The 12,589-nt window shown below is 57.9% G+C and carries 10 protein-coding genes and 2 tRNA genes; 11 read left to right on the top strand and 1 reads right to left on the bottom strand.

The genetic code is table 11. The features are described 5' to 3' along the window. The first annotated feature begins 28 nt into the window (after positions 1-28). The 8 genes from BKX98_RS05450 to thiL all read left to right on the top strand — a co-directional run bounded on the left by BKX98_RS05450 (position 29) and on the right by thiL (position 8,027). Complete coding sequence (locus BKX98_RS05450; RefSeq protein ID WP_073706392.1) at positions 29-793, top strand: fumarylacetoacetate hydrolase family protein; 765 nt, start codon at positions 29-31, stop codon at positions 791-793. 102 nt (positions 794-895) lie between these two features. Further along, on the top strand, positions 896-2,401 hold the full coding sequence (gene gltX / locus BKX98_RS05445) for a glutamate--tRNA ligase (protein WP_073706391.1): 1,506 nt from the start codon (positions 896-898) through the stop codon (positions 2,399-2,401). An 18-nt stretch (positions 2,402-2,419) separates the two neighbouring features. Continuing rightward, positions 2,420-3,160, top strand: coding sequence for an HAD family hydrolase (locus BKX98_RS17385; protein WP_073706390.1), 741 nt, complete (start codon positions 2,420-2,422; stop codon positions 3,158-3,160). Between the two features lie 138 nt (positions 3,161-3,298). After that, positions 3,299-3,370 (top strand) — tRNA-Gln (locus BKX98_RS05435). Between the two features lie 48 nt (positions 3,371-3,418). Next, positions 3,419-3,494, top strand: a tRNA-Glu gene (locus BKX98_RS05430). Between the two features lie 100 nt (positions 3,495-3,594). After that, positions 3,595-5,361, top strand: a complete 1,767-nt coding sequence (locus BKX98_RS05425; RefSeq protein ID WP_073706389.1) for a GTPase — start codon at positions 3,595-3,597, stop codon at positions 5,359-5,361. Next, entirely contained in the window at positions 5,361-7,004 is a 1,644-nt protein-coding gene (locus BKX98_RS05420) for a GTPase (protein WP_073706388.1), read from the top strand. The genes BKX98_RS05425 and BKX98_RS05420 overlap by 1 nt, the downstream gene beginning before the upstream one ends. Positions 7,005-7,010: 6 nt before the next feature. Beyond that, positions 7,011-8,027, top strand: a complete 1,017-nt coding sequence (gene thiL, locus BKX98_RS05415) for a thiamine-phosphate kinase (RefSeq protein WP_073706387.1) — start codon at positions 7,011-7,013, stop codon at positions 8,025-8,027. A 27-nt stretch (positions 8,028-8,054) separates the two neighbouring features. Here the strand turns inward: thiL and BKX98_RS05410 are convergent, their stop codons facing one another. Beyond that, positions 8,055-8,780, bottom strand: coding sequence for an IclR family transcriptional regulator (locus BKX98_RS05410; RefSeq protein ID WP_073706386.1), 726 nt, complete (start codon positions 8,778-8,780; stop codon positions 8,055-8,057). Between the two features lie 122 nt (positions 8,781-8,902). Here BKX98_RS05410 and leuC point away from each other — a divergent pair, with 122 nt between their 5' ends. The 3 genes from leuC (at position 8,903) to murA (ending at position 12,538) form a co-directional block, all read left to right on the top strand. Then, the gene (gene leuC, locus BKX98_RS05405) at positions 8,903-10,342 is read left to right on the top strand and encodes a 3-isopropylmalate dehydratase large subunit (protein WP_073706475.1); all 1,440 of its coding nucleotides are present in this window, start codon (positions 8,903-8,905) and stop codon (positions 10,340-10,342) included. 14 nt (positions 10,343-10,356) lie between these two features. Beyond that, complete coding sequence (gene leuD / locus BKX98_RS05400) at positions 10,357-10,962, top strand: 3-isopropylmalate dehydratase small subunit (protein WP_066137887.1); 606 nt, start codon at positions 10,357-10,359, stop codon at positions 10,960-10,962. Between the two features lie 256 nt (positions 10,963-11,218). Beyond that, positions 11,219-12,538 carry a UDP-N-acetylglucosamine 1-carboxyvinyltransferase gene (murA, locus tag BKX98_RS05395; RefSeq protein WP_038991428.1) on the top strand — a complete coding sequence of 440 codons (1,320 nt, stop codon included), beginning with the start codon at positions 11,219-11,221 and terminating at the stop codon, positions 12,536-12,538. The last annotated feature ends 51 nt before the right edge of the window (positions 12,539-12,589 follow it).

The following is a 12,589-nucleotide window of genomic DNA, read 5'->3' as shown; positions in this document are numbered from 1 at the left end:
CAGTAACTTCTGGTTTAGGCTTGTATTCATGCGCATTGCACGATTTGTAGTAGATAGCGACCCGCTGTACGGCGTCGTTGACGGTAACGATATTCATGTTTTGGCCGGAGATCCGTTTTTCCAGGGGATCAAGACGACTGGTGCTACGCACTCCTTGGATGATGTCCGGCTGGTAGCCCCAATCATCCCTCGTTCGAAGGTCGTTGGCTTTGGCCGCACGTACCGCGAGCATGCCAAGGAGCTGGGCAATGAAGTTCCGGCCGAACCATTAATGTTCTTGAAGCCAAATACCTCCGTAGTGGGCCATGGAGACCCCGTCACCCTCCCGGCGTTTTCGAATGAAGTTTCCTTCGAAGGCGAACTGGCCGTGGTAATTGGCCGCATTTGCAAGGATGTTCCGGCCGACAAGGCGCAGGACGTGATCTTCGGCTACACGGTGGCAAACGATCTGACCGCACGCGATGCCCAGCGCACGGATCCGCAGTGGGCTCGTGCCAAGGGATTTGACGGTTCTTGCCCGCTTGGACCGTGGATCGAAACCGAAATCGAAGATGCAGATGATCTGACTATCGTCAGCCGAGTGAATGGCGAGGTTCGCCAAGACGGAACTACCAATGACATGATCTGGCCGGTCAACGAACTCGTTGCCCGTGCTTCCGAAGCATTTACCTTGCTGCCAGGCGACGTCATCATGACCGGCACCCCAGCTGGTGTCGGACTGGTCAATGAAGGCGACGTTGTAGAAGTGGACGTTGAGGGGATCGGCTCCTTGCGAACCGTCTTCCGCCGTTAGGCAACATAGGTAGAGACTGTGAGGCTCTCGATCACTAATGTGATCGGGAGCCTTGCGCTTTAAGTGCCGGTTTCCGTCTTGAAGGCATAGAATGAAAGCATCATGACTGATCTATCGTTGATTCCCCTTGTTACAGAAGATACTCCGGTACGCGTTCGCTTTTGCCCATCACCAACTGGTACCCCTCACGTAGGCTTGATCCGTACTGCCCTGTTCAACTGGGCTTATGCGCGTCACACCGGCGGCAAGATGATTTTCCGAATTGAAGACACCGATGCCAAGCGCGATTCCGAGGAAAGCTACAACCAGCTTCTGGATGCCTTGGCTTGGTTGGGCATTGATTGGGACGAGGGCGTCAACGCGGGCGGTCCTCATGAGCCATACCGCCAGTCGCAGCGTGGTGACATCTATCAGGATGTCATTGAGAAGCTTCGTGCAGCTGGCCATCTTTACGAGTCCTACTCAACCCCCGAGGAAGTCGAAGCTCGCCACAAGGCGGCTGGGCGCGATCCGAAGCTAGGCTATGACAACTTCGACCGCGAGCTGACCGATGAGCAGAAAGCCGCGTTCAAGGCCGAAGGCCGCGAACCGGTATTGCGTGTTCGCATGCCAGATCATGACATCACCTTCAATGACTTGGTGCGTGGCGAGATCACCTTCAAGGCTGGATCAGTTCCCGACTACGTGGTGGTGCGCGCCAACGGCAAGCCGCTGTACACCCTGGTCAACCCAATCGATGATGCGCTGATGGGAATTACCCATGTGCTTCGTGGCGAGGACCTGCTGTCCTCGACTCCGCGCCAGGTCGTCTTGTACGCATTGCTGCATGACATCGGCGTTGCCCAGTACATGCCACGCTTCGGCCACCTGCCGTACGTCATGGGCCAGGGCAACAAGAAGCTTTCCAAGCGTGATCCGGAATCCAGCCTGTTCCTCCACCGCGACAATGGTTTCATCCCGGAAGGCCTGCTGAACTATCTGGCGCTGCTGGGTTGGTCGCTGAGCGCTGATGAAGATATCTTCTCGCGTGAACAGCTGGTTGAAGCCTTCGACGTAAAGGATGTGCTGTCCAACCCTGCCCGCTTCGATGTGAAGAAGGCAGAAGCAATCAACGGCACTCACGTGCGCATGCTGGAGCCGCAGGATTTCCGTGATCGTTTGGTCCCTTACCTGCAGGCCGCGGGCCTAGTGGGCGAAGTGCTTACAGAACGCGAAAACGAGATCTTGGATCAGGCGGCGCCATTGGTTCAGGAACGCATTGCGCTGTTGGGAGAAGCAACCGACATGCTTGAGTTCCTCTTCAAGGCTGATGACGAAATTGCCATCGAAGAAAAAGCACTCAAGGGCATGCCTGCAAACCTGGTTGAAGTGATCGACGCTAGCATCCAGGGCCTGGAAGGCCTTGCCGAATGGAACGCTGAAACCATTCAGGCAGCCCTGCGCACGAAACTTGTAGACGAACTGGAACTGAAGCCTCGCCAGGCATTCGGTCCAGCCCGCGTTGCAATCTCCGGAAAGCGCGTTTCGCCACCACTCTTCGAGTCCATGGAAATTCTTGGACGCGAGTCGAGCCTGAAACGGCTGCGTGCATTTGGCGAGTCCCGCTAGAGATTCTTCGATAACTCGATGAGAAGCACTGTGAACGCCTCGGATGGAAGCGGTCCTGCAACTGTTCCTATCCGGGGCGTTCTCTTCGATATCGATGAGACCCTCGTGGATTTGCGCTCCGCCGCTATCCAAGGCTTCGTATCCTTGTCTGCGCCGGCGTTGGCGCATCTGAATCCTGAACGAATAGCTGCGATCGCAGCAGATTTCGCAGATGATGGCGCGCAGGCCTATGACAGGTACATGGCAGGCGAGCTGACTTTCCTTGGCCAGCGAGAAGTGCGGCTGCAGCGCGCATACAGGCTGGCAGGGGCCACCGCCCCCAGCGGCCAAGCATATGCACGTTGGGCTCATGAATATGAGACGAAAGTTCGCGAGTCGTGGAAGCCCTTTGGTGACGTGCCGGCATTCTTGGACCAGCTGGAGTCTCTGGGGATCCCGTATGGCGCGGTTAGCAACAATGTCGAGTCATACCAACGTGACAAGCTGCAGGCCGCAGGGCTCGCTGGATTCCAATGCGTCATTGGTTCCGATTCCGCTGGGGCACCGAAACCACACTCGGCCCCGTTCCTGGCCGGGTGCGCTGCACTGAAGAGTCTGCCGGCCCACACACTGTACATAGGGGATAACCCGATTAATGACTATCAAGGGGCGATGGACGCTGGACTACAGTCAGTGCTCCTGGACCGTGCTTCATTTCACAAGAATTTTCCTGGATGGCGGGTGAAGGCATTGGGGTCGCTCAGGACGGTTCTGTCCTGAATTTCCGTGGAATCCCGGTGGAAAACCAGTCACGGTGCTCGATTTGTGCGCTGGTCATTTGGCCGGTATAGTTTTATCTCGTGCTACGGCAGTGGCCGGAATGATAATTAGCTGAATTCCTGAAACGCCAAGTCACAATGGGATATGGTGTAATTGGCAACACAACGGTTTCTGGTTCCGTCATTCTAGGTTCGAGTCCTGGTATCCCAGCGCTTCATCAAAGAAATTTGATGAGTTGAAGGTAGCTCTTCAACATACGGCCCCATCGTATAGCGGCCTAGTACTCTGCCCTCTCACGGCAGCAACACGGGTTCGAATCCCGTTGGGGTCACCAATGGAAAACCGCGGAGAAATCCGCGGTTTTCGTGTTTTCCCGGACAAAATCAGTACTGGGCTAGCGAAATTACCTGTTGGCATGAGGCAAGATAGTTCTCATGGAGTCGAATTCAGATCTGGATAAGAGCTCAGGGCAGGAAACCGCTTCGCCATCCGGAACCGGCAGCGAAGCCGTGAAGCATTTGAACGAGCTTCAGGATCTGCTCAGTGAGCTGTCTTTTGTCAACCCTCAGCCACGAGATGCATCCGGATTCGAAGTGCTGCGCAACAAGGTGTTGCACCAAATTTCGGACTACCTGATACCTCGAATGTCGAACCTCGGCGCACCGCTATTGGTGGTTGTCGGAGGATCCACGGGCTCAGGAAAATCGACTCTTGTAAATTCGCTGCTGGGGGAACAGGTAAGCCTTTCCGGTGCGGTACGCCCGACGACGCGAACTCCGGTTTTGGCGTTCAACCCGGTTGACCAACCCTTCTTTGAATCTGACCGGATTCTTCCCGAACTTAAACGTGTAGCTGGTGGTGGATTCAATGCGCAGGGCGGAGCATCCAGTAACCAAGCACTATTGATGGCACCCCGCCAACAAGTACCTCAAGGGCTGGCAATACTTGATGCCCCGGATATCGATTCGGTTTCCGATGAGAACAGGGAATTAGCTGGCCAGCTTCTGAATGCAGCGGACCTCTGGATTTTCGTCACGACGGCCAATAGATACGCTGACGCTCTACCCTGGGATCTGCTCACCGAGGCTGGTGCACGCAAGATAACCGTCTGCGTCGTATTGAACAGGGTTCCTCCTGGAGCCGAAAACGACATCGTTCCGGACCTGAAGCGCCTACTAAGCGACAAGGACCTGGACCCCACACTGCTGCATGTTCTCAACGAGACGCAGCTCGGTGAAGAAAAATTGATTCCCAGTGAGCACGTGGAGCCGTTGCTAGCGTGGCTGAACTCGCTGGCAGCGGATTCCGCTCAACGTCAGCGAATCGCGGCCCAAACCCTTGATGGAGCGCTGCGCCGCACCGCCGCCGATGTCAGTGAACTAATCGCTGAACTGCAAGAGCAGGAAAACCAGCTCGGTGAACTACGCACGTTGACCGGCGAACGCTTCGCACAAGCCTTGGCCAGGATCAACGATTCTCTCAATGACGGCTCATTGCTGCGTGGCGAAATCCTGGCACGATGGCAGGACTTCGTCGGAGCCGGCGAGCTGCTGCGCGGAATCGAAGGCGCCATTGGACGGGTGAGAGATCGTGTAGGCGCGTTCCTCACGGGGAAGCCTCCAGCGACCCACAGGGTTGAACAAGCCATTGAATCAGGCCTGCATACAGTCTTCATTGCTGAAATCACCAAGGCCTGCCATGACATCGACAGGTCGTGGCAGAACACGCCGTTCGGCCATGCGCTACGGGCAAATTTGCCAACGCCGCGTCCGCCGCAGGATCTCAACGAGCAAGCATCAGAAAGCATCCGGCTCTGGCAAAAAGACGTCCTGGACATGATCCGCCAGGAAGGCGCTGGAAAGCGCAAAACCGCCCGGATGGCCGCATTCGGCGTCAACGGGGTGGCCGTGATCTTGATGGTTGTGGTCTTTGCATCAACGGCAGGTCTCACTGGATTGGAAATCGGTATTGCCGGGGGCTCGGCATTGGTGGGGCAGAAACTGCTGGAAGCAATATTCGGAGAAGACGCGGTACGCCGCATGGCCACCAAGGCACGAAAGATGCTCGATTCCAGAGCACGCGATCTCTTGGCGAAGAGCTCCTCAATCTATCTGGATGAGCTCTCTGCCACTTCGCAACCGGAGCTTGCTGATCGGCTGGGCAAGATTACCGCAGGCTTGAACGGCAAGGGGGCCCACTGATGTCCGAACGCAAGATCCTGCGGGCCGTCAGCGGCCTCAACTCGCAAATCAACAGCATCGTGGAAGCGATGCAGCTTGCAGAGCCATACCTGGAACCAGAAACCATCGATTTGGCCGCAGACGTCATCGCCCGCGCTGAATCTCGACGCCAGCTTTCCGCGGAGCATGTCGTGGTGGGACTTTTCGGTGCCACCGGCAGCGGAAAATCAACGATGTTCAACGCGCTGGTGGGCCAGGAACTTGCCACCACTGGTGTCATCCGCCCGACGACTACCGACACTGTCGCTGCCATTTGGGAACCGGAAGGCGCTGGCGAACTGCTGGACTGGCTGGAAGTGTCAACTCGCCACGTCATCGAGGATCGGGACGGCCAAACGGACTCTGCAAAGAAAAAGACGTTCGATTCCGGGCTCCTGCTGTTGGACCTGCCCGACATGGACTCGACAGCAGTTGATCACCACAAGATCGCTTCCCGATTGGTGGGCCAGGTGGATTATCTGGTGTGGGTGCTTGATCCCCAGAAATATGCCGATGCTTCAATCCACCACGGGTATCTCAATTCCCTGCGCAGCCAGCAAGGCAACCTGCTGATCGTCCTGAACCAGATAGACACGATTGCCGAGCGCGAGCGAAAACAAGTTGTCGATTCCTTGCGAGGCATCTTGGCCACGTCTGGGTTGGAGAATCTGCCCATCGTCTGCGCCTCGGCCGCTACGGGTGAAGGAGTCGCGGACGTGCAGGCCAAGATTGCGGCCGCGGCCAAGAACAAGGCACTTTCCACGCGTCGACTCCGCGCAGATGTTGATCAGGTCATCCATTGCTTGAGCGAGGAACTCCAAGTAGAGAAAGTGCGCTTGCCCAGCCAGCTGCACCAAGCCGAGCTGGAGCGCGTGATCGCCAAAGCGCACGGTGCCCATTACATTGCTGACGCAGTGGAAACCTCTTACTTGCTTCGTGGCGCCTCGCGCACCGGATGGCCGTTGACCACTTGGCTGGTCAAGTTGCGCAACGATCCACTCAAGAGGATGAATCTTGGGCGGCAGCATGAAGACCCAGAATTGTCATTGACTTCTCGTCCAGAGCTGTCCATCGCAGAAACTGCGGCTATAGAACATGGCATCAACCAGTACGTCGCCGAAGCGTCTGCAGATCTTCCGGAAAGCTGGAAAGAGCCGTTGCGGGAGAAAGTGCGCGCAAATACGGCGGTGCTGGATGACGGTATTGATGCGGCGATTGCCGGCACTCCGTTGGGTGTTGAGCGGTCTTCGTGGTGGTGGCCCGTAGTCAAGGTCATCCAATGGGTTGCACTTGTTGCGGCATTAAGTGGTGCTTTGTGGCTCGCTGGGTATCCGGTTGCCGGATACTTCCAATTTGAGCTTCCGGAGGCTCCGCGAGTCGAAGGTATCGCTGTACCAACGCTTCTGGTTTTCATTGGAATACTGCTGGGCATTGTCCTGGGATTGGCGTGCTCGTTTGTCAACCGAATAGTCGCTAAAGTTAAGCGAAGGAAAGCGTTGAAGAATATTGAACGCTCGGTATCCCAGCTGGTGAGGCAGGCAGTCATTGAGCCCGTTGACCAGCATCTGGGCACCTACAACAGCTACTCAGCATTGATCACCTCAGCAGCCAAGAAAGCCGATTAGAACTCTGTGACTACAAACCAACCAAAAGTCGATGCAACAGTGGGTGACCTAGGCGAGCAAGGCATCCTGGAAGCGATCTTGCCGCTGCTCGATTCAGCGCAGGCAAGTCTCGGGCCGGGCGACGACGCAGGTGCGTTGAGGGTGAGCGGGAACGAAGTTCTCGTCTCGGTAGATACCCTGGTTGAAAACCAGGATTTTCGGCTCCTCTGGCCCAGCGGTTTGGAACACAATGCTTATGACATCGGATGGAAGTCCATTGCCCAAAATGTTTCAGACATTAATGCGATGGGTGGACACGCCACTGGCGCTGTGATTTCGCTGTCCCTGCCGAAGTCCACGTCTCTGGAATGGGTGAGGGACTTCAGCCGTGGCGTTGCCGAGGCTATCGCGGAGCTTGGCGCCAGGGAACTGACGATTCTCGGGGGAGACCTCGGGAAGTCGCAAGAAATTTCCGTTACCACGACCGTTCTTGGCGAATGCGAGCATGGGAAGGTGCTGAGGAGCGGAGTCCGAGCCGGAGACCGCATAGCGGTGGCCGGACGTGTTGGCGCCGCCGGGGCAGGACTCTCTGTGCTTGAACACGAGCATGACAATCGACGTTGGAGCAGGGCAGTGCGCCGTCTGGTCCAGGCGCAGTGCCGTCCCGTGCCGCCGTTGGAATCTGGCCCACGCGCTGCCGAAGCGGGCGCGACAGCCATGATGGATCTATCTGATGGACTGATCCGCGACGCCGGGCGCATGGCCAAAGCCAGCCATGTCAATCTCGAATTGGAATCTTCCGCTCTCCAGGACTTCGCGCTTCGGCTGGAGGCTGCCTCAGAACTGACGGGCACCGATCCGATGTCGTGGGTACTCTATGGCGGTGAGGATTTCGGACTCCTGACCGCCTTCCCTCAGGGAGTTGAGATCCCCGGTGAATTTACCGTCATCGGTGTTGCCAAGCCGGCCAATGGGCGTCGCGCAGTGGTGAAGGTCGATGGCAAGGTCGCAAAGCCCGAGACGGGCTTTGACCACTTCGGCTAGCTGCTCGGGACTCGATTCGTGTGCTGGCTATGCACGGTCATTTTGAACGCGCAGGAGTTCAGAAAGTTCGTGGGCGGCGCTCGTCACGGCTTCGTGATGAATCTTGCCAGGTTGGCGGGTAAGCCGTTCAATCGGGCCCGATAAGGACAGGGCCGCGATGACTCGTCCGGACTGCCCGCGAACTGGTGCGGAAACCGAAGCGACGCCAGGCTCGCGTTCTCCCAGCGACTGAGCCCAACCGCGTCGGCGGACTCCGGCCAGAATCGTCGGTGTGAAGCGCGCATGGTGCAATCCTTCCACCATGCGCTCATTGTCTTCCCACGCGAGCAGGATCTGGGCTGCTGAACCGGCCTTCATTGACAGCTGGGTTCCCACAGGAATGGTGTCGCGCAGGCCGATTGGACGCTCGGCGCTGGCAATGCACACACGGTAGTCACCCTGCTTGCGGAAAATCTGCGTGCTTTCACCGGTGAGGTCGCGAAGCTTGATGAGCACAGGCCCGGCAGCGCTGACCAACCGGTCTTTGCCGGCCGCGCTGGCGAGCTCCACCAGGCGGTTTCCCAGCTCAAAGCGGCCATGCATGTCGCGCCCGACCAGCCCATGATGGACTAGGGACTGGGCAATGCGGTGCACCGTGGGACGCGAAATTTCGGTGAGCTCCACCAGCTGGGAAAGGGAAGTGGGGCCATTCTCCAATGCATTGAGAATGGCTGCTGCCTTATCCAGTACGCCTACGCCGCTGCCTGTTGTCATGCTTCAAGTATCACGTCTCAGTATTTGAGATTCAAGTCCGCATACTGGAAAAGTCGCTCTATGAAGTGTCAAAGTTGGAGTATCAATTGTTCGTAGCTTGAGGAGTGTGTCGCATGTCCGCCATGCAGTCGCCCCAGACGTTGGCAGAAAAAGTCTGGAATGCACATGTTGTGCGTCGAGGAGAAGGCGAAGGCGAAGCCCGCCAGCCGGACTTGATTTACATTGATCTCCACCTGCTGCATGAGGTGACCTCTCCGCAGGCCTTCGAAGGCCTGCGTCTCGCTGGCCGTCCGCTGCGCCGTCCGGATCTGACCATTGCGACAGAGGACCACAACACTCCGACGCTGGACATCGACAAGCCAATTGCCGACTTGACCAGCCGCACCCAGATCCACACCCTGCGCGACAACTGCAAGGAATTCGGCGTCCGCTTGCACTCCTTGGGCGACAAGGAACAGGGCATTGTCCACGTCGTGGGTCCGCAGCTGGGATTGACCCAGCCGGGCATGACCGTTGTTTGCGGCGACTCGCACACTTCGACCCATGGCGCCTTCGGTGCCCTGGCTTTTGGCATTGGCACCTCGGAAGTCGAGCATGTCATGGCCACCCAGTCGCTGAGCCTGAAGCCGTTCAAGACGATGGCTATCAACGTTGAGGGCACCTTGAAGCCGGGCGTTACCTCCAAGGACATCATCCTGGCCGTGATTGCCAAGATCGGTACCGGTGGCGGCCAAGGTTACGTGCTGGAGTACCGCGGCTCAGCGATTCGTTCGCTGTCCATGGATGCCCGCATGACCATCTGCAACATGTCCATCGAGGCCGGTGCCCGCGCCGGCATGATTGCACCGGACGAAACGACGTTCGAATATGTCAAGGGGCGCCCGCATGCTCCGGAGGGCGAAGACTGGGATGCCGCTGTTGCAGACTGGAAGCAGCTGCACACCGATGAGGGTGCACGCTTCGACGCTGAAGTCTTTTTGAACGCTGATGAACTCGAGCCTTTCGTCACCTGGGGCACCAACCCTGGCCAGGGCGTCTCGCTGTCCGAGGATGTGCCTTCGCCAGAAGACTTCGAAGACGAAAATGACCGCAAGGCCTGCGAGCGAGCATTGACTTACATGGGACTTGAGGGCGGTACCCCAATGAAGGATATCCGGGTGGATACCGTGTTCCTGGGATCCTGCACCAACTCCCGCATGGAAGACCTGCGTGCGGCTGCCCAGGTCATCAAGGGCAAGGAAAAAGACCCCAATGTCCGCATGATCGTGGTCCCGGGCTCGGCGCGAGTTCGCTTGGAAGCCGAAGCAGAAGGACTGGACCAGATTTTCAAGGATTTCGGTGCTGAATGGCGCTTCGCGGGCTGTTCCATGTGCCTGGGCATGAACCCGGACCAGCTGGCCGAGGGGGAGCGCTGCGCGTCCACCTCGAACCGCAACTTCGAAGGACGCCAGGGCAAGGGCGGACGCACCCACCTGGTCTCGCCACTGGTAGCCGCGGCTACCGCAATCCGTGGAACCCTCTCGTCGCCTAGCGACCTCGTCAACGCACCGCTTTCGGTCTAGGAAGGATCACCGTCATGGAAAAGATTGTCAGCCACACCGGTATTGGTGTTCCACTGCGGCAGAGCAATGTGGATACGGATCAGATTATTCCTGCCGTATACCTCAAGCGCATCACCCGCACCGGTTTTGAGGACGCGTTGTTTGCGGGGTGGCGACGGGATGAGAACTTCATCCTCAACCAGGAACCATTCAACACCGGCTCCGTGCTGGTGGCGGGCCCCGACTTCGGCACCGGCTCTTCGCGCGAGCACGCTGTCTGGGCGTTGAAGGATTATGGATTCAAGGCCGTGATCTCCTCCCGTTTTGCCGATATCTTCCGTGGCAACTCGGGCAAGCAGGGACTGGTCGCCGCCGAAGTAGCCCAGAGCGACATCGAACTGATCTGGAAGGAACTGGAAAACAATCCAGGAACCACGGTGACCGTGGACTTGGAATCGCGTACGGTTCACTGCGGTTCCATCTCGGCCCCGTTCCAGATTGACGACTACACCCGCTGGCGCTTGATGGAAGGCCTGGATGACATCGGCCTGACCCTGCAGCACGAAGAAGATATCACCGCATACGAGGCCAAGCGCCCTGCGCACAAGCCGAGGACTTTGCCCGCACGTACTGCGGGCTAGCACCGAGTTCAAGGTAAATGGAATGGTCCGCTCATCCCTGGCGTTATTAGGGGTGAGCGGATCATTGCGTTCCCAACGCAATATTTTTCTGCAGGGCATCATGGCTCTGTCTGAAAGCATGCTCACAATGTGTGCGCCACGAGATGATCTGGGCATACTGGCAGGTATAGAGGCGGTATGCTTACTTAGTCCTGCCAGTTCGAAAGCCTTGATGCTTCGGCGGGCGATAACGACTACGCGATGAGGTAATTCATACATGGGTAAGATCCTGACGATCCATGGTGGTGTTCCGCTAAAGGGCACCGTACGAGTCGGCGGAGCGAAGAACCTAGTGCCAAAAGCCATGGTCGCGGCTCTGCTGGGCGACAGCCCTTCGGTATTGCGCAACGTACCGGAGATCAAGGACGTAGCTGTTGTCCGCAGCCTGCTTGAAATCCATGGCGTCAAGGTGGATCAGGATCCCGAGACCGGTGATCTCACCATGGACCCTACCCAGGTCAAGACCGCCTCGAACCAGGCCATTGATGCCCACGCCGGCGACTCGCGTATTCCCATTCTTTTCTGCGGACCGCTGATCCACTCCCTGGGCGAAGCCTTCATCCCGGATCTGGGTGGCTGCCGCATCGGTGACCGCCCAATCGACTTCCACCTTGAAGTATTGCGCGACTTTGGTGCCATCGTGGACAAAGCAGCCGACGGCATCCGCATTTCTGCCCCTAACGGGCTGACCGGCGCTAAGCTCGAACTGCAGTATCCGAGCGTTGGCACCACCGAGCAGGTGCTGCTCTCGGCCGTCCGCGCCAAGGGCGTCACGGAAGTCAGCAATGCAGCCATTGAGCCGGAAATCCTGGACCTCATCTCGCTGCTGCAGAAGATGGGCGCCATCATCTCGGTGCACCGCGACCGAGTGATCCGCATCCAGGGTGTCGAGAAGCTCTCGGGCTTCGACCACTCGGCTCTGCCGGACCGCAACGAAGCCGCATCTTGGGCCTCTGCCGCGCTGGTCACCAAGGGTGATATTTTCGTCCAGGATGCCACCCAGCGTGATCTGACCGCTTTCCTTCATGTCTACCGCCAGATTGGTGGCGAATTCGAGGTCAAGGCCGACGGCATCCGCTTCTACCACCCAGGCGGAGATCTTAATCCGCTGATCCTCGAAACCGATGTGCACCCGGGCTTCATGACCGACTGGCAGCAGCCGCTGGTGGTTGCCTTGACCCAGGCCAAGGGCGTCTCGGTCATTCACGAAACCGTGTATGAGAATCGCTTCGGATTCACCGATGCACTGGTCCGAATGGGCTCCACTGTCCAGGTGCACACCGACTGCCTCGGATCCACCCCTTGCCGCTTCGGGCAGCGCAACTTCAAGCATTCAGCTGTTGTGGTGGGCCCTGCCAAGCTCACCGGTGCCGACATCGATGTTCCGGATCTTCGTGGTGGTTTCTCCCACCTGATTGCCGCACTGGCTGCCGAAGGCACCAGCAAGGTCACCGGAATCGAGATCATCAACCGTGGCTACGAGCACTTCATGGAAAAGCTGCAGGCCCTGGGCGCAAACGTCGAGCTGAGCAACTAAAGGGGATCAGATTCGTGGTAAAGATTCTGGCCCCTGGCGAATCTGCAAGGA

Origin of the sequence: Glutamicibacter sp. 0426 (assembly GCF_001906485.1) — a bacterium.
GTDB lineage: Bacteria > Actinomycetota > Actinomycetes > Actinomycetales > Micrococcaceae > Glutamicibacter > Glutamicibacter nicotianae.
Note: the sequence above shows the minus strand (reverse complement) of the source record. Positions and strands in the feature narration are given on the sequence as shown.

Bases quoted from the DNA above. Each gene is read 5' to 3' on its own strand.
- leuD (WP_066137887.1), top strand. From the start codon at position 10,357: ATGGAAAAGATTGTCAGCCACACCGGTATTGGTGTTCCACTGCGGCAG.
- BKX98_RS05410 (WP_073706386.1), bottom strand. From the start codon at position 8,780: ATGACAACAGGCAGCGGCGTAGGCGTACTGGATAAGGCAGCAGCCATT.
- BKX98_RS05425 (WP_073706389.1), top strand. From the start codon at position 3,595: ATGGAGTCGAATTCAGATCTGGATAAGAGCTCAGGGCAGGAAACCGCT.
- BKX98_RS17385 (WP_073706390.1), top strand. From the start codon at position 2,420: ATGAGAAGCACTGTGAACGCCTCGGATGGAAGCGGTCCTGCAACTGTT.
- gltX (WP_073706391.1), top strand. From the start codon at position 896: ATGACTGATCTATCGTTGATTCCCCTTGTTACAGAAGATACTCCGGTA.
- leuC (WP_073706475.1), top strand. From the start codon at position 8,903: ATGCAGTCGCCCCAGACGTTGGCAGAAAAAGTCTGGAATGCACATGTT.
- BKX98_RS05450 (WP_073706392.1), top strand. From the start codon at position 29: ATGCGCATTGCACGATTTGTAGTAGATAGCGACCCGCTGTACGGCGTC.
- BKX98_RS05420 (WP_073706388.1), top strand. From the start codon at position 5,361: ATGTCCGAACGCAAGATCCTGCGGGCCGTCAGCGGCCTCAACTCGCAA.
- murA (WP_038991428.1), top strand. From the start codon at position 11,219: ATGGGTAAGATCCTGACGATCCATGGTGGTGTTCCGCTAAAGGGCACC.